Origin of the sequence: Methylobacterium sp. CB376 (assembly GCF_029714205.1) — a bacterium.
Classification (GTDB): domain Bacteria; phylum Pseudomonadota; class Alphaproteobacteria; order Rhizobiales; family Beijerinckiaceae; genus Methylobacterium.
Map to the genome: position 1 here is coordinate 1602094 of NZ_CP121648.1, position 15232 is coordinate 1617325.

Consider the following 15232-nt stretch of genomic DNA (forward strand, 5'->3'; position numbering starts at 1 on the left):
GCGATTCATTGGCCGCCCGCCGCCGCTCCACTTGCGGGCCCGGACGGTGCGCCTCGCGGCGTTCCCCCGCCCGTCAGGTGACCCTGCCCGTCACTTGACCCTGCCGCTGCGCCGGGCGGCCACGCGGGCGAGGGCGGCGAGGTCCTTGTCGCCGTCGCCGTGCGCGATCGCCTCGATCAGCCCGTCGCGCAGGAGGCTCGCGAGCGGCATCGGCACGCGCGCGGCCTCCCCGGCGGCGAGGGCGAGGCGGATGTCCTTGGCGCCCAGCGACAGGCCGAAGCCCGGCGGCTCGTAGCGGCCCGCCGCGATCGAGGCGCCGTAACCCTTGTAGACCGGGCTCGCGAAGATCGTGTTCGTCATCAGGTCGAGGAGGTCGGCGCCCGGCACCCCGTGGGCCTCCACCAGCGCCGCCGCCTCGCCCATCGCCGCGACCGCATTGACGAGGAGGAAGTTGCCGGCGAGCTTGACCGCGTTGGCGCGGGCCGGCTCCGTCCCGAAGGGCCACGTCCTCGCCCCCATCGCGTCGAGCAGCGGTTGCGCGCGGGCGATCGCCTCCTCCGGCCCCGCCGCCACGATGGTGAGCTTGCCCGCCTCCGCCACGTCCGGCCGGCCGAAGACCGGGGCGGACAGGTAGGCGACCCCCGCCCGCGCGTGCAGGGCGGCGAGGTCGCGGGCGAGCGCGACCGAGATCGTGCTCATGCCGACGTGGATGGCGGGCCGCTGGCCCTGGTCGAGCACGCCACCCTCGACGATGACGCTGCGCAGGGCCGCGTCGTCGGCCAGCATGGTGACGGCGACGTCGCCCCGGAACGCCTCGGCCGGGCTCTCCACCGGCTCGGCGCCCGCCTCGCGCAGCGAGGTCGCGGCCTCGCGGGTGCGGTTCCAGACCCGGACCCGGTGCCCGGCCCGGACGAGGTTGAGCGCCATCGGCCGGCCCATCCGGCCGAGCCCGAGAAATCCCACATCCATGGCCGGCGGCTCCCGCATCGCCGGGGCTCGCGCGGCCCCGGCCCGCCTCCACCTATGGCGCGGGCCCGCCCCGCCCAGAGGAGCGGCGAGGGAGCGGCTCAGGCGGAGAGGAGCGCCGCCTTGTCGACGCCGAGCGCCTCGGCGACCTCGTCCAGCACCTTGTGCTCCAGTTCGCTGATCCCGCCCTGATCGGCGACGTCGGCGGCGATCAGGAAGACGTCCTGGCGCTGGTCGAGGGGCCGGTCGGCGATGGCCGAGAGGAAGCGCAGGTTCTCGATCCGGCCGGCCCGGCTCTTCGCGCGGGCGATCGCCTCGTGCAGTTCCTGCTCCAGCTTCAGGACGCCGTAGGATTTCTGCAGGATCGGGTTGGCGGCGAGATTCGTGAGGGCGGTCTCGATCTCCTCCTCGTCGATCTCCCGGTCGGCCAGGATGACGTTGGCCGCGCCCGAAGCCGCCGCGTGCAGGAAGGCGGTATCGCCCGCATACGACATGACCACCCGGCCGATCCGGGTGAAAGCATCCTGAAACAGCCCCATCGTCTCATCCTCGGCGCGGCCATCGGCGGCGCGGGTCAACCCGCTTGTTCGCCAGCCTGCGCGAATCGATGCACAGCCTTGCGCGTACAGGCAAGCACATCCGCACCACAGCGGCGTGCCGAACGCACGCGCATCGCCGCGATGCCAGTGTGCATCGCCGCGATGCGGGCGCGCATCGCCGCGATCACACCGCCTCGACCGGGAAGACCCGGCTCGGCGCCACGAACTCGTCCTGCGCGGCCACGGTCAGGATCTCGCGCGCGCCCTCCTCGGCGGTGCGCCGCAGGAGGCCGAAGACCGAGGCCGCCATGGCGCCGAGCGCCTCGGCCGCCGAGCCGGAGCGGGCGTAGTGGACGAAGAACAGGGCGGCGCTCGCGTCCCCGGCCCCGTTGACCGAGATGGCGAGCTTCGGGGTGCGCAGGCGCCAGACCTCCCCGGCCTCGCCGGCCAGCAGGTCGATCGAATCCTCGGGCGTCTCGGCGGTGTGCAGCGAGGTGACGAGGACGACCCGCGGGCCGCGCGCCTGCACGGCCGCCACCGCGCGCTTGGCCTCGGCCAGGGTGCGGCTCGGCAGGCCCGAGAGGTGATCGAGTTCGAACTGGTTCGGCGTGACGATGTCGGCGGCCGGCACCGCGTGGTCGCGCATGAAGTCGGGCACGCCCGGGCGCACGAAGACGCCGCGGCCGACATCGCCAATCACCGGGTCGCAGCAATAGAGCGCTCTCGGATTGGCGGCCCGCACCCGCGCCACGGCCCCGAGGATCGCCTCGCCGATCTCGGCCGAGCCCATGTAGCCGGAGAGCACCCCGTCGCAGGCGCCGAGCACCCCGCGCTCGGCGATGCCCTCGACGAGCTCGCCGATCGAGGGCCCGTCGTAGACCCGGCCCCGCCACGCCCCGTAGCCGGTGTGGTTGGAGAACTGCACCGTGTGGATCGGCCAGACCTCGACCCCGAGCCGCTGCATCGGGAAGACCGCCGAGGCGTTGCCGACATGCCCGTAGGCGACGTGGGACTGGATCGACAGGATGTTCATGCAGGACCCTCGGGCCTCGAACCCCGGTGGTAGCCCGCCGCTCGGGGCGGCTCAACACGCGCGATCGCCCCGGATTGCATTCCGGCGGGGAAGCCCCACCATCGCCCCGGGCAGAGACGGTCAAGGTTCATGGATTTCGAGACGATCCGCATCGCCACGCTCGACTTCGTGCGCGCGCACCATGCCTGGGCGCCGCTCATCGCCGGCCTCGTCGCCTTCTGCGAGTCGCTCGCGGTGCTCTCGCTGCTGGTGCCCGCCACCGTGATCCTGCTCGGCATGGGGGCCCTGCTCGGGGCGGGCGGCATCCCGTTCCTGCCGGTGATGGTCGGGGCCGGGATCGGGGCGATCCTGGGCGATTGGGCCTCCTACGAGTTCGGCCGCTACTACAAGGAGGGGGCGAAGCGGATCTGGCCGCTCACCCGCTATCCCGAGATGATGGAGACGGGCGAGACCTTCTGCCGGCGCTGGGGCGCCTGGGGAATCTTCCTCGGCCGCTTCGTCGGGCCGGCGCGGGCGGTGGTGCCGCTCATCGCCGGGATCTTCGTGGTCGGGCGCATCCCGTTCCAGATCGCCAACGTCACCTCGGGCTTCGTCTGGGCCTTCGTCTGGCTCGCGCCGGGGGCGGGGCTGTTCGGCTGGATGGAGGGGTGAGGGGCAGGCCGATCCCCCGGCTCCCCCGAAACCGCCTTGCGCGAGGCAGGCCTGCTTCGCCGCCGAACCGGTGATCCGGGATCCGCTCGATCGAAGCCGATCCCGTATCCCAAGCCCGTGCGGCGCCTGAGCGACGCCGCCATCCGCATGGCCGACATGGGAGATGGCGACGCCATCAACCGGATGGCGGATGACCCCTCCGGCGAAGGACGCTCAGCCCATCGCCTTGCGGATGAAGCGGTCCTCCAGCGTCGCCGCGAGGTCGATCTTGGCGCCCTGCAGCTCCGGATCGAGGGTGCGCACGAGGTCGAGCACGCTCGCCATGCCTTCCTGCGAGGGGATGCCGGTGCGGGAATAGCTCTCGAGCGAGTTCTTCACCGCCTGCACGTAGAGCGGCCGGTCGCCGAAATGGTAGGCGGGCGGCACCGTGTCGGCGACCTCCTCGGGAGTGGCGGCGGCGAGCCACTTCAGCGATTTCGCGAAGGCGTTGACCACCTTCTGGGTCGCGGCGGCGTGGCGCTCGATCCACTCCTGCTTGGTGTAGACCACCGCCGCCGGGTTCGGCCCGCCGAACAGCGCCCGGGTCCCGGCCTCCGTGCGGGTGTCGATCATCACGGCGATGTCGCCGTCCGCCTCCAGCTTGGCGATGACCGGGTCGAGGTGGGAGATCGCGTCGATCTCGCCCTTCTTCATCGCCGCGATGGCGCCCGCCCCGCCGCCGACGCCGATGAGCGGCGCGTCCGTGGCCTTCAGCCCCGCCTTGATCATCGCGTACTGCACCGCGAGCGCCGTCGAGGAGCCGGGCGCCGTCACGCCGATCTTGCGGCCCTTGAGATCGCCCGGGCCCCGCACCGTCCCGGCGAGGTCCTTGCGCACCGCGATCACGATCGCCGGGTAGCGGCCGAGTTCGCACACCGCCCGCACGTCCTGTCCCTTGGCCTGCATGCGGATCGTGTGCTCGTAGGCCCCCGTCACCACGTCGACCGAGCCGCCGATCAGCGCCTGGAGCGAGCGGGCGCCGCCGCCGAAATCGTTGATCTCGGCCTCCACCCCCTCCTCGACGAAGTAGCCCTTCTTCTCCGCGATGGTGAGCGGCAGGTAGTACAGGAGCGGCTTGCCGCCGACGCCGATGCGGACCTTGACGGTCTCGGCGCGGGCGGGCGCGGCGAGGCCGAGCGCGGTGGCGCCGGCCAGGAAGCTGCGGCGGTCCATGAGATGTCCTCCGGTGAGATCAGGCCCGAGCATCATGCGCCGAAGAGGTCCCCGGTTCGGCGGCACACATGATGCGGCACCAGGAATCCAAGCAGACGTGCGTGGGGCAGTTCCGCTTGAGGTATTGTCCGACGATGCGGATGCCGGTTCGTCGAGGACGATGCGGCACCATCCAAGGCCGGGAGCAGCGTCCGACCGCCCCATGATCGGGCGCCGCTCTAGCCGCCGGCCGGGCCGGGGCGCCAGACCAGCAGCCGCCGCTCGATCAGCGTGACGGCGGCGTCGATGACGATGACGAAGACGGTCAGGATCAGCATCCCGGCGAAGACGCCGGTGACGTCGAACACGCTCTCGGCCTCGTGGATCTTGTAGCCGAGCCCGGCCGAGGAGCCGAGATACTCCCCCACCACCGCGCCGACGAGCGCGAAGCCCACCGCCGTGTGCAGCGAGGAGAACATCCAGGTCAAGGCCGAGGGCCAGTAGACGTGCCGCAGCAGGCCGCGCTCGTTGAGACCGAGCATGCGGGCGTTGGCGAGCACGACCGGGCTGACCTCACGCACGCCCTGGTAGACGTTGAAGAACACGATGAAGAACACGAGGGTGAAGCCGAGCGCCACCTTCGACCAGATGCCGAGCCCGAACCAGAGGGCGAAGATCGGCGCCAGCACCACGCGCGGCAGCGCGTTCGCGGCCTTGATGTAGGGGTCGAAGACCGCGGCCAGGAGCGCGTTGCGGGCGAACAGGAAGCCGAAGGCGATGCCCCCCAGCGCCCCGAAGGCGAAGGCCAGCACCGTCTCCTGCAGGGTGATCCAGAGATGGCCCCAGATCTCGGGATTGCTCATCTCCGCCCAGGTCCGCTTCAGCACGTCGACCGGCGTCGAGAAGAAGAACTGCAGCTGCCTGGGCTGGCCCAGCAGCGGATACACCGTGAGCACGTGCCAGACCGCCAGGATGGCGAGGCCGACGAGGATCTGGAGGGCGAGGAGGCCGAGACGGTTCACGGGGCGGAGGCTCCGGGGCGAATGGCGAAAGGTTCTGGCGGGTCCCGGCGGCGTCAAACCGCTCTCCGTGCCGGCCTCATGCCGGCCCGCCCGCATAGGCGCGCGAGACCTCGACCCGCAGCCGCGCCCAGATCTCCTTGTAGAGGGCGTGGAATTGCGGTTCGAGGCGGATCTCGCTGGTGTCGCGCGGCCGCGGCAGGGCGACGGGGAAGTCGCCGACGATGCGGGCGGCGGGGCCGGCCGAGAGCACCACGACCCGGTCCGAGAGGGCGATCGCCTCCTCCAGGTCGTGGGTGACGAAGATCACGGCCTTGCGGTTGGCGGCCCAGAGGTCGAGCAGGAGGTTGCCCATGATCTGCCGGGTCTGCGCGTCGAGCGGCCCGAACGGCTCGTCCATCAGCAGGATCTCGGGGTCGCGGATCAGCATCTGGGCGAGCGCCACGCGCTTGCGCTGGCCGCCCGAGAGCATGTGCGGGTAGCGGTCCGTGAAGCCGGCGAGGCCCACCCGCCCGAGCCAGTCGCGCGCCCGCGCGAGCGCCTCGGCCCGCGGCACCTTCTGCGGCTCCAGCGCCACCGCGACGTTGTCGAGGGCGGTCTTCCAGGGCATCAGGGCATCGGCCTGGAAGAGGTAGCCGGCCCGGGCGTTGAGGCCGGTGAGCGGGCCGTCGAAGATGCTGACGAGGCCGGCCACCGGCTTGAGCAGGCCCGCCGCGGCGTTGAGGAGGGTCGACTTGCCCGATCCGGTCGGGCCGACCACCGCCACGAACTCGCCGGGGGAGACGGTGAGGTCGATCCCGTCCACGGCCACGTAGCGCTTGCCGCCCTTCAGCGTGAAGGCGATCGAGACGGCGTCGAGGCGCACCGCGCTGGCGCTGCGGGCGACCGCCGTGCCGCCCACCAGCCGCACGCCCGCCCGGCCGCTCCGTCGTCCCTCGGCCACGCCGTTCTGGCTCATGCCGTTCCCTCCCGCGGCGATGCCTCCCGCCGTCGCGGGCGACATTCGGCGAGCGGCGGCGCGAGATCAACCGCTTCGTGCACGCCCGAGCGCCCGCGCGCCATGCCACAGGATCAGGACGAGCGGCAGGGACAGGCCGAGCCAGGCCAGGACCGGGCCGATCTCCTCGATCAGCAGCGCGCCGAGGAGTCCCGCGGCCGAGGCCCCGCCGACGAGGAGCGGGATGCGGAAGACCGGGCGGGGCGGCCTCACGCGCGGCCGCTCCGGGCCGGGACGGGGGCGGGAGGCGGAGCCGCCCCGCCCGCGCGCCGCTTGGCGAGCCACAGGGCGAGCCCGCTGCCCAGGACCGCGACGCTGACGAGGTCGAGCAGCGCCCAGATCAGCTTCAGCGGCAGGCCGCCGTAATCGCCGAAATGCAGCGGCTGCGAGACCAGGAGGGCGGTCAGGTACCAGGGCAGCCGCCGCGTCGCGGCCACCGCGCCGGTCTCGGCGTCGAGGAGCACCGGCCGCAGCAGCCGCGAGGTCAGGACCGTGTCGCCGCGCAGGAACACGCCGAAGTGCCGGCCGGTGCTGAAGGCCGTGCCGGGAAACGCGATGAAGGAGGGCGTCATGCCCGGCGCCGCCGCGACCGCCCGCGCCACCACCGCGTCGAGCGACAGGCGCGGCGTCGCCGGGGCTCCGCCCCGGCCCGCATGCATGGCGGCGAGGTCCGTCGCCTTCCAGCGGCCGATCATCGGTTCGGACAGGGTGTTGATCACGCCGGTCGCCCCCACGGTCGTCAGCCACGCCACCGTGACGATGCCCATCAGGTTGTGCAGGTCGAGCCAGAGAATGCGCCGCGCCCGCCCGGCCCGGATCGTCCCGAAGGCCATGCGCCGCATGAGCGGGCCGTAGAGCACGACCCCCGAGACGATCGCCGCCACCAGGAGCGCGCCCATCGCCCCGAGGAAGAGCTTGCCCGGCAGCCCCGCGTAGAGGTCGACGTGGAGCCGCAGCATCACCTGCATGAAGGCGCTGCGCGGCGGGCCGAGGCGGGCGCCCGTCGCCGCGTCGTAGAGCGTCGTCACGGACGCGTTCGGATGGGCGTCGGCCGCCTTGTTCAGGATCGCGAAGACCGCCCGCGGCGCGTCCTCGTCGTGGCCGAGATATTGCAGCACCTGCCCCGGATGGTCGGCGAGGGCGATCTGCGCCACGCGGTCGAGGGAGAGCGGCGCCTGCCCGCTGGCGAGCGGCGCCGGCCCCGCGCCGAACCAGCCGTCGATCTCCCGGTGGAAGATCAGCGGCAATCCGGTCAGGCAGAGGAGCAGCAGGAACAGGGTGGCGATCAGGCTCGTCCAGGTGTGGACGCGCCGCCACGCGCGCAGCCGCGCCGCGTTCATGGCGGACCTCCTCACCAGCGGTAGCTGACGCTGGCGACGATCCGGCGCTGCTCGCCGTAGAAGCAGGCGGTCGCGCTGGAGCAGGAGGAGACGAAGCGCCGGTCGGCGGCGTTCTGGATGTTCACGGCGGCCCGCCAGCCGTCGCGCTCGTAGTGGATTGCGGCGTCGAGGAGCACGGAATCCGGCACCCGCAGGGTGTTGGCCACGTCCGCGTAGGAGCGCCCGACGGAGCGCAGGCCGCCGCCGAACCCGAAGCCCTTCCAGTCGCCCGAGGGGATCGTGTAGTCGAGCCAGAGCGACCCGAAGGTCTCCGGGATGCCGACCGGCACCCTGCCGAGGTCGAGCACGGTGCCCTTGACCGTGCGCAGGTCGTAGGTCGTGAAGGCGCCGACGAGGTTCAGGCCCTCGGCGAGGCTCGCCACCACCGAGGCCTCGATGCCGCGCGAGCGCACCGCACCGATCTGCAGGTTGTTGAAGGGATTGCTCGGGTCCGGCGTCAGCACGTTGGCGCGCTGGAGGTCGAAGGCCGCCAGCGTGAACAGGGTGTTCCAGCCCGGCGGCTCGAACTTGGCGCCGACCTCGATCTGGTCGCCGCGGTCCGGCCGGTAGGGCGCACCGGTCTGGCCGTTGGCGCCCGGCGTCGGATTGAAGGATGTGCCCCAGGTCACGTAGGGCGCGAAGCCGTTGTCGAAATTGTAGATCAGGCCGAGCCGGCCGGTGAAGGCCCGGTCGTCGCCGCGCACCGAGGCGGAGGGCGTGAGCCGGTTCGTCAGGTCGCTCGTCACGACGTCCTGCCGCCCGCCGACCAGGAAGGTCAGGCGCTCGGTGAGCCGGATCTGGTCCTGCGCGTAGAGGCCGACCTGCTGCAGCAGCTGGTTCGCGACCAGGTAGGGCACCGGCTGGCCGGCGAGCTGGCCGTAGCGCGGCGCCAGGATGGCGAGCGTGGGCGCCGGGAAGGCGGAGGCCTGGTAATCATTGAGGTCGTAGCGCTTGTAGTCGATGCCGAGCAGCAGGTCGTGGGCGAAGAGCCCGTCCGCGAAACGGGCCTCGGCCTGCGTATCCACCGTGACGAGGCCGGCCTTCGGCGTCGTCAGGAAGCCGTAGCGGGACAGCTGCGTCTGCGTGGCGTCGCCGGCCTCGTAGCCGTTGCCGACGTAGCGCTGGTCGCGGACGTCGGTGAGCGAGTAGCGGAAATTCTGCCGCACGGTCCAGACGTCGTCGATCCGGTGCTCGAACAGGTAGCCGAGATTGGCCTGATTGCGGGTGTAGCCGTCGATCAGCGGGTCGCTGACATTGAGCGGGCGGGGGATGCGCAGGCCCAGAGCCTGGGGGCGCACGGTGCCCAGATAGGGCAGGAACTGGCCCGCCCCGCCGGTCACGTCGCGCTGGACGCTCGTCAGCAGCGTGAAGGTCGTGGCCCCGTCCGGTTTGTAGGTGAGGGCGGGCGCGAGGAAGACCCGGTCCTCCGGCGCGAAGCGGACGGGCGCGTCGCTGTTCTGCAGGCGCCCGGTGAGCCGGTAGAACCAGTGCCCCTCCGCATCGGCCGGCCCGCCGAGGTCGAAGGCCGCGTAGGCCTGGTTGAAGGAGCCCCCGCCGAATTCGAGTGAGTGCAGCGGGTCGAGCGGCGGGCGCTTCGACACGACGTTGATGAGGCCGCCCACCGGACTGCCGCCGAACAGGGTCGCGGCCGGCCCGCGCAGCACCTCGATCCGCTCGGCGCCGAAGGGGTCGATGCGGTAATTGGCGAAGGAGGTCTGGAAGAGCTGGAGCCCGTCGCGGAACAGGCCGCTCTCGGTGGCCGAGAAGCCCCGCAGGATGAACCAGTCGAGGCGGGTATCCGGCCCGAACGGGTTGGCGAAGACGCCCGGCGCGTAGCGCACGGCCTCCGACAGGGTCTGGGCCTTCTGGGCCTGGAGCTGCGCGGCGCCGATCACCGAGATCGATTGCGGCGTGCGGATGAGCGGCGTGTCCGTCTTGGTGGCGGTGGCGCTGCGGGTCGCCACGTAGCCCTCGACCGGGCCGGTGGCGGTCTCGGGCCGGCGCGCCCCCGGGAGGCCCGCCCCGGCCGCCCCCTGTCCCTCCACGCTGATCGTGTCGAGCGCGATCGTGCCCTCCTGCGCCCGCGCCGCCCCGGCGAGCAGGAGCGTCGAGGCCCCTGCCAGGACCGTCGAGGCCCCTGCCAGGACCATCGAGGCCCCTGCCAGGACCATCGGGCCCGCCAGGACCACCTTGCCGATCAGACTCGCGCCCACGCTCCGCCGCATCACCCGGACCCTCTCACGCGCGCAGCACGACGGGCTCGCCGAAGCGGCGAGTCGCGCGGGGCGGCGCTGTTTTGAATTGTAATAAAATACTGATTTTTCAGAGTTTTTCCATGCGGCGGTGCTACCCGCTGAGCAACCTGCTGGCAAGCTCGCCGGCAACGACACCTTGAGCGTGTGGCTCGCGCGTCACCGGGCGTGATCCGCGCCGCGCCACGGCGGCGCCGCGCGGGGGAGCTGCGACACAGGCGGCGGTGACAACCAGCGCGCGACCTGCTGGGATGCGTCCTCCGATTCGCCAGGATCCCGGTTCCCCTCGTGTCCGCCGCCCTCTCGCTCCCCGTCGACCGCCGCCAGTCGCCGATCGCGCTGGAGGTGCGGCGCGGGGTGCGCCGGCTCTTCGCCGAACTCGGCCACGTCACGATCCCGGAATTCACCCTGGCGAACGGCCGGCGGGCGGACCTGATCGCGCTCGGGCCGTCGGGCCAGCTCACCATCATCGAGATCAAGTCGGGCCTGCCCGACTTCCGCGCCGACCGGAAATGGCCGGACTACCGGGATTTCTGCGACCGCTTCTACTTCGCGGTGCCGGAGGAGATGCCGATTGCCGTGCTGCCGGAGGAGACCGGCCTCATCGTGGCGGATGCGTTCGGGGCCGCGATCCTGCGCGAGCCGCCCGACCATCCCCTGGCGGGCGCCCGCCGGAAGGCCGTGACCCTGCGCTTCGCCCGCGCGGCGGCGGGCCTGCTCCACGCGCTCGCCGATCCGGGCGCGGTGCGCGAGGGGAGCCTCTGAAGGAGCGCATCCCGGCGCAACCCTGGCCGGCGCCGGCGGCGTTGGACAGCCGCGCCAGCCCCGCCCCATGATCCGGCCCGACCGACGCGCCGCGCAGCGCGTCCGGCAGGGAGGATCGAGCATGAGGCTTCGGGGCAAGGTCGCGATCGTCACGGGCGCGGGCGGCGGGTTCGGCGAGGGCATCGCCCGGCGCTTCGCGCAGGAGGGTGCGCGGGTCGCGGTGGTCGACCTGCGCGGGGAGGAGGCCGAGCGGGTCGCCGCCGCGATCGGCCGGGACGCGATCGCGGTCACGGCCGATGTCGGGGCGAAGGAGGACGTGGCGCGCGCCGTGGCCCGCACCGCCGAGGCCTTCGGCACGCCCCACATCCTCGTCAACAATGCCGGCATGACCCACCGCAACCAGCCGCTGATGGAGGTCGACGAGGACACGTTCGACCGCGTGTTCCGGGTCAACGTGAAGTCGATCTTCCACTTCGTGCGGGCGGTGGCGCCGGCCATGCGCGACAACGGCGGCGGGGTGATCCTCAACGTCGGCTCGACGGCGGGGATCCGGCCGCGGCCGGGCCTGACCTGGTACAACGCCTCGAAGGGCGCCGTGAACCTGATGTCGAAGTCGCTGGCGGTCGAACTCGCGCCCTGGAAGATCCGGGTCAACGCGCTCTGCCCGGTGATGGGCGAGACCGGGCTGCTCGAAGCCTTCATGGGCGTGCCGGACACGCCCGAGAACCGCGCCAAGTTCATCGCCACCATCCCCCTCGGCCGCCTGTCGCGCCCGGAGGACATCGCCGCCACCGCGCTGTTCCTCGCCTCCGACGAGGCGGAATTCCTGACCGGGATCGAGATGCCGATCGACGGCGGGCGGACCGTCTAGCTTTCGGACGGCTCCTCGGCGGCCAGGGCCGCCTCGACGAACAGCTCCGGATCGTCGCAGAACTCGCGGTAGAGGCGGAAATGCGCCGTGTCCCCGAGCCGCACCGGCGCGAGGCCGGCGCGCGTGACCGCCATCAGGGCGGCGCCCGGATAGGCCATCAGGATCGGCGAGTGGGTCGCGATGATGACCTGGGCGGCCCGCATCCGCTCCATCTCCCGCAGCAGCGCCAGGAAGGTGACCTGGCGCCGCGGCGACAGGGCCGCCTCCGGCTCGTCGAACAGGAAGACGCCCTGGCGCAGGCAGCGCTCGCGGAAGACCCGCAGGACGCCCTCGCCGTGGGACCGCGACAGGTAATCGGGCGCCTGCGCGCCGTTCACCGCGTCGAGGGAGCGCGCCACCGAGAAGACGCTCTCGGCCCGGAAGAACCAGCCGCCCGCGACCTTCGGCAGCCAGGCGGCCCGCAGGGCGGGCGCGAGCGCGTCGCCGTCCGTGGCGAGCGCCTCCGCGTGGTCGAGCGGGCGGTGGTCGCGGCTGCCGCCCGCCACGTCGAAGCCGCACAGGGCCGCGATCCCTTCGAGCAGGGTCGATTTGCCCGCACCGTTCTCGCCGACGACGATCGTGATCGGCCGCTCGAACAGGATCTCGAAATCCCCGCCCCGGAAGACGGGCAGGCAGAACGGATAGGCCTCCGGCCGCGCGACCCTGGCGGGGTCGAGCCAGACCCGCTTGAGGAAGGGCGGCGGCAGGCGCGTCGTGAGGCTGCGTCGGGCCATGCGGTCGCCTTCCCTCGCGGTTCTCTTCCCTTGCGGCATGCCATCCTGCCCCGAGCCGCCCCGCAGGTCACGCCACCATTCTCGGCGGAGCGGTCCTGCGCTACACCGGCGGGCCTGCTGCGCCGCAGCGGGGTTTGGGAGAATGCCGCGATGACCGCACGCCGCTTCGTGACCCTCGACGTCTTCACCGAGCGGCCGTTCGCCGGCAACCCGCTCGCGGTGGTGCTCGACGCGGAGGGGCTCGACGGCGCCGCCATGCAGGCCATCGCCCGCGAGTTCAACCTCTCCGAGACGGTGTTCGTGCTGCCGCCCGAGGAGGCCCGCCACCGCGCGCGGCTGCGCATCTTCACGCCCGTCCACGAACTGCCCTTCGCCGGTCACCCGACCGTGGGCACCGCCGTGCTCCTCGGCCTGCAGGACCGCCGCGCCGGCCGCGCCGACGCGCTCGCCTTCGGGCTGGAGGAGACGGTCGGGGTGGTGCCCTGCGTGGTCGAGCCGGGGGAGGGGAGGGGCCGCGCGCGCTTCCGGCTGCCGAAGCTCCCGGAGATCTGGGGCGAGGCCGAGGGGCTCGGGCCCGACGCCGCGACCGTGGCGGCCGGCCTCGGCCTCGCCGCCCAGGACATCGGCTTCGCCCGCCACCGGCCGAGCCGGCACGGCGCCGGCACGCCCTTCGAGCTGGTGCCCCTGCGCTCCCTCGACGCGCTCGGCCGCGCCCGACCGAGCGCCGAGGCGCTGGAGCGGGCCTTCGGCCCCGGCGCCAAGGTCTTCCTCTACACGGCCGAGACCGAGGATCCCGCCCACCGCTTCCGGGCCCGGATGTTCGCCCCGGGCCTCGGCATCGCGGAGGATCCGGCGACCGGCGCCGCCGTCGCCGCCTTCGCGGGCGCGCTGATGCAGTTCGAGCCCCTCGGCGAGGGCACGCACGACATTCCGATCGGGCAGGGCTACGAGATGGGCCGCCCGAGCGAGATCGCCCTGCAGCTGGTGATCGAGGCGGGCGCGCTGCGCGCGGCCGAGATCGGCGGCAGCGCCGTCGTGGTCAGCGAGGGCACCCTGCGGGCATGAGTGCGAAGGCGAGCCTGTCGCGCGCCGCGCACCTGACCGCGGCCCTCGCCCCCTACGATTGGGCCTGGGCGCGGGAGAACGCCGCCGGGATCGCGGCGCATTGGCGGCGGCGCCTCGCCGAGCGCCCGGCGCTGTTCAACGGCCGCGTGCTGCTGGCGAACCACGTCGAGATCCGTGGCCGGACCGTCGCGATGCGGCTGTTCGAGACCGATTTCGCGACCTTCACGGCCTTCCGCGATCTCGGCTTCCCGGATCCCGCCGTCGTCAACGTCTTCGCCGCGGTGGCACCGCTGAGCCGCGACGGGGCCTACCTGCTCGGCCGCATGAACGCGCACACGGCCAGCGCCGGTCAGGTCTACTTCGCCTGCGGCACGCCCGACCCCTCCGACGTGCGCCCGGACGGCAGCGTCGACCTCGCGGCCAGCGCCGTGCGCGAGCTCGCGGAGGAGACCGGGCTCGCGCCGCCGGAGGGCGCCGCGGAGGAGTGGGTGCTCGTGCGGCACGGCGGCCACCTCGCGCTCCTGCGGCCGGTCGCGATGGGCGAGCCGGCCGCGGACCTGCTGGCGCGCGCCGAGGCCCACCTCGCCGCCGAGGAGGTGCCGGAACTCGCCGGCCTCGTGGTGGTGCGCGGCCCGGGGGACATCGACCCGTCCGTCATGCCGGCCTTCGTGCAGGCCTTCCTGCACGACGCCTTTCTGTTGGCCTGACGGCCAAGGGCCGGCCCCACCGCCAAGGTCCGGCCCCACCGCCAAGGGCCGGCCCGACGGCCGCCTCAGATCTCGTAGATCAGGCCGGTCTCGGCGGGGCGGCGCGCGAACAGGTCGGGCCGGTGGGCGGGCCCGGACGGGCAGCGGACGCAACGCCGGGTCATGCGCGCGTGCAGGCGGGCCACGGTGCGGCTCGCCGTGGTGGTGAAGAGGAACGGCAGCCCCGCATGCACGAAGGCCGCCAGCGCCGCGCCGAGGAGCGGCACCGCGTAGCTGAGCGAGGCGCGCATATGCTGCGCGTAGGTCTCGCCGAGGGAGGCGGGATGGGCCGTGAAGGGGTTCTGCAGGCGCATGGCGACCACTCCGGATCGGGCGGGCGGAGACCGCCGGGGGCGCCGGCCGGTCGGCCGGGCCAGCTTATCAAGAGTCGGGCCAGCAGGGTTAACGGATCGTGAAGGCCGCACCCTCACGGATAGCCGTAGCGGGCGCGGGCGGCGGCGTGGAGGCGCAGCGCCTCGGCCTCGTGGCCGGCCGCGCAGGCCTCGGCGGCCCGGCCGAGATCGGCCGAGAAGCGCTTGCCGACCGGCTCGTTGAGGTTGCCGGTGGCGACGTCGCTGTTCACGATGGTCTGGGTGCGGGCGATGGCCGGGCCGCAGCCGGAGCCGCCGGGCGGGATCGCCGGGGCGGCGACCGGTGCCGCCGCGACCGCGGGGGGCGGCACGCTCGGCTTGCAGGCGGCGAGGCCGAGGGCGGCGAGCAGGGCGGCGGCGAGGCCGGAACGAGGCAGCATGGACGCTCTCCTGGCGGATCGACTCCCGGGGGAGGATCTGCGGCCGAGCTTGTGGCAAGGGCGGTCGGGCGGGTCAATCCGGCGCGCGGCCCCCAGGCGCGTGGCCCCCAGGCACCCGGTCCATCGGGGCGGCGCGCCCCGTCAGGGCCGCCGGCTTGTCATCGCGGCCCGCCGCCGGTAGAGAGGGCGACGTCAGGCGTTCCGCCTTGAGGAGACCCGAGCCGTGGCGCATGC

At 73.1% G+C, this 15232-nt stretch carries 17 protein-coding genes; 5 read left to right on the forward strand and 12 right to left on the reverse strand.

What is annotated here, in order from left to right:
- Positions 1 to 90 precede the first annotated feature (90 nt).
- The 3 genes from QA634_RS07240 to pdxY form a co-directional block, all read right to left on the reverse strand.
- Positions 91 to 969: an NAD(P)-dependent oxidoreductase gene (locus tag QA634_RS07240; RefSeq protein WP_012331360.1), complete on the reverse strand. Its 879-nt coding sequence runs from the start codon at positions 967 to 969 to the stop codon at positions 91 to 93.
- A 98-nt stretch (positions 970 to 1067) separates the two neighbouring features.
- Positions 1068 to 1505, reverse strand: coding sequence for a TerB family tellurite resistance protein (locus QA634_RS07245; RefSeq protein ID WP_012331361.1), 438 nt, complete (start codon positions 1503 to 1505; stop codon positions 1068 to 1070).
- A 184-nt stretch (positions 1506 to 1689) separates the two neighbouring features.
- The gene (gene pdxY, locus QA634_RS07250) at positions 1690 to 2538 is read right to left on the reverse strand and encodes a pyridoxal kinase PdxY (protein WP_012331362.1); all 849 of its coding nucleotides are present in this window, start codon (positions 2536 to 2538) and stop codon (positions 1690 to 1692) included.
- 129 nt (positions 2539 to 2667) lie between these two features.
- Here pdxY and QA634_RS07255 point away from each other — a divergent pair, with 129 nt between their 5' ends.
- Entirely contained in the window at positions 2668 to 3189 is a 522-nt protein-coding gene (locus QA634_RS07255) for a DedA family protein (protein ID WP_012331363.1), read from the forward strand.
- A gap of 213 nt (positions 3190 to 3402) precedes the next feature.
- Here the strand turns inward: QA634_RS07255 and QA634_RS07260 are convergent, their stop codons facing one another.
- From QA634_RS07260 to QA634_RS07285, 6 genes are all read right to left on the reverse strand, one after another.
- Positions 3403 to 4401 (reverse strand): ABC transporter substrate-binding protein, encoded by a 999-nt coding sequence (locus tag QA634_RS07260; RefSeq protein ID WP_012331364.1) that lies wholly within the window; start codon positions 4399 to 4401, stop codon positions 3403 to 3405.
- Positions 4402 to 4619: 218 nt separating this feature from the next.
- Entirely contained in the window at positions 4620 to 5402 is a 783-nt protein-coding gene (locus tag QA634_RS07265; RefSeq protein ID WP_012331365.1) for an ABC transporter permease, read from the reverse strand.
- A gap of 76 nt (positions 5403 to 5478) precedes the next feature.
- Entirely contained in the window at positions 5479 to 6357 is an 879-nt protein-coding gene (locus tag QA634_RS07270) for an ABC transporter ATP-binding protein (protein ID WP_012331366.1), read from the reverse strand.
- Between the two features lie 66 nt (positions 6358 to 6423).
- Complete coding sequence (locus QA634_RS07275; RefSeq protein WP_012331367.1) at positions 6424 to 6609, reverse strand: hypothetical protein; 186 nt, start codon at positions 6607 to 6609, stop codon at positions 6424 to 6426.
- Entirely contained in the window at positions 6606 to 7736 is a 1131-nt protein-coding gene (locus QA634_RS07280; RefSeq protein WP_012331368.1) for a PepSY-associated TM helix domain-containing protein, read from the reverse strand. The genes QA634_RS07275 and QA634_RS07280 overlap by 4 nt, the downstream gene beginning before the upstream one ends.
- Before the next feature lie 11 nt (positions 7737 to 7747).
- Entirely contained in the window at positions 7748 to 10000 is a 2253-nt protein-coding gene (locus QA634_RS07285) for a TonB-dependent siderophore receptor (protein WP_012331369.1), read from the reverse strand.
- A gap of 315 nt (positions 10001 to 10315) precedes the next feature.
- On the opposite strand from QA634_RS07285, the gene QA634_RS07290 reads away from it, so the two are divergent.
- The gene (locus QA634_RS07290; protein WP_012331370.1) at positions 10316 to 10792 is read left to right on the forward strand and encodes an MmcB family DNA repair protein; all 477 of its coding nucleotides are present in this window, start codon (positions 10316 to 10318) and stop codon (positions 10790 to 10792) included.
- 121 nt (positions 10793 to 10913) lie between these two features.
- The gene (locus tag QA634_RS07295; RefSeq protein WP_012331371.1) at positions 10914 to 11663 is read left to right on the forward strand and encodes an SDR family oxidoreductase; all 750 of its coding nucleotides are present in this window, start codon (positions 10914 to 10916) and stop codon (positions 11661 to 11663) included.
- On the opposite strand, the gene QA634_RS07300 is transcribed toward QA634_RS07295, so the two are convergent.
- On the reverse strand, positions 11660 to 12436 hold the full coding sequence (locus QA634_RS07300; RefSeq protein WP_012331372.1) for an AAA family ATPase: 777 nt from the start codon (positions 12434 to 12436) through the stop codon (positions 11660 to 11662). The genes QA634_RS07295 and QA634_RS07300 overlap by 4 nt on opposite strands.
- Positions 12437 to 12586: 150 nt before the next feature.
- On the opposite strand from QA634_RS07300, the gene QA634_RS07305 reads away from it, so the two are divergent.
- Both QA634_RS07305 and QA634_RS07310 read left to right on the forward strand, forming a co-directional pair.
- Positions 12587 to 13501, forward strand: a complete 915-nt coding sequence (locus tag QA634_RS07305; RefSeq protein WP_012331373.1) for a PhzF family phenazine biosynthesis protein — start codon at positions 12587 to 12589, stop codon at positions 13499 to 13501.
- Positions 13498 to 14208, forward strand: coding sequence for an NUDIX hydrolase (locus tag QA634_RS07310; protein ID WP_012331374.1), 711 nt, complete (start codon positions 13498 to 13500; stop codon positions 14206 to 14208). Before QA634_RS07305 ends, QA634_RS07310 begins: the two co-directional genes overlap by 4 nt.
- 65 nt (positions 14209 to 14273) lie before the next feature.
- Here QA634_RS07310 and QA634_RS07315 read toward each other — a convergent pair whose 3' ends face one another.
- Together QA634_RS07315 and QA634_RS07320 are read right to left on the reverse strand one after the other, a co-directional pair.
- Positions 14274 to 14561, reverse strand: a complete 288-nt coding sequence (locus tag QA634_RS07315; protein ID WP_012331375.1) for a DUF6356 family protein — start codon at positions 14559 to 14561, stop codon at positions 14274 to 14276.
- Between the two features lie 113 nt (positions 14562 to 14674).
- Entirely contained in the window at positions 14675 to 14998 is a 324-nt protein-coding gene (locus tag QA634_RS07320) for a hypothetical protein (RefSeq protein WP_012331376.1), read from the reverse strand.
- Positions 14999 to 15232: the final 234 nt, after the last annotated feature.

What these genes read in the sequence shown, in the direction of transcription:
- QA634_RS07280 (WP_012331368.1), bottom strand. Translation starts at nt 7,736, where the DNA reads ATGAACGCGGCGCGGCTGCGCGCGTGGCGGCGCGTCCACACCTGGACG.
- QA634_RS07310 (WP_012331374.1), top strand. Translation starts at nt 13,498, where the DNA reads ATGAGTGCGAAGGCGAGCCTGTCGCGCGCCGCGCACCTGACCGCGGCC.
- QA634_RS07255 (WP_012331363.1), top strand. Translation starts at nt 2,668, where the DNA reads ATGGATTTCGAGACGATCCGCATCGCCACGCTCGACTTCGTGCGCGCG.
- QA634_RS07320 (WP_012331376.1), bottom strand. Translation starts at nt 14,998, where the DNA reads ATGCTGCCTCGTTCCGGCCTCGCCGCCGCCCTGCTCGCCGCCCTCGGC.
- QA634_RS07270 (WP_012331366.1), bottom strand. Translation starts at nt 6,357, where the DNA reads ATGAGCCAGAACGGCGTGGCCGAGGGACGACGGAGCGGCCGGGCGGGC.
- QA634_RS07260 (WP_012331364.1), bottom strand. Translation starts at nt 4,401, where the DNA reads ATGGACCGCCGCAGCTTCCTGGCCGGCGCCACCGCGCTCGGCCTCGCC.
- QA634_RS07305 (WP_012331373.1), top strand. Translation starts at nt 12,587, where the DNA reads ATGACCGCACGCCGCTTCGTGACCCTCGACGTCTTCACCGAGCGGCCG.
- pdxY (WP_012331362.1), bottom strand. Translation starts at nt 2,538, where the DNA reads ATGAACATCCTGTCGATCCAGTCCCACGTCGCCTACGGGCATGTCGGC.
- QA634_RS07245 (WP_012331361.1), bottom strand. Translation starts at nt 1,505, where the DNA reads ATGGGGCTGTTTCAGGATGCTTTCACCCGGATCGGCCGGGTGGTCATG.
- QA634_RS07295 (WP_012331371.1), top strand. Translation starts at nt 10,914, where the DNA reads ATGAGGCTTCGGGGCAAGGTCGCGATCGTCACGGGCGCGGGCGGCGGG.
- QA634_RS07285 (WP_012331369.1), bottom strand. Translation starts at nt 10,000, where the DNA reads ATGCGGCGGAGCGTGGGCGCGAGTCTGATCGGCAAGGTGGTCCTGGCG.
- QA634_RS07240 (WP_012331360.1), bottom strand. Translation starts at nt 969, where the DNA reads ATGGATGTGGGATTTCTCGGGCTCGGCCGGATGGGCCGGCCGATGGCG.
- QA634_RS07315 (WP_012331375.1), bottom strand. Translation starts at nt 14,561, where the DNA reads ATGCGCCTGCAGAACCCCTTCACGGCCCATCCCGCCTCCCTCGGCGAG.
- QA634_RS07300 (WP_012331372.1), bottom strand. Translation starts at nt 12,436, where the DNA reads ATGGCCCGACGCAGCCTCACGACGCGCCTGCCGCCGCCCTTCCTCAAG.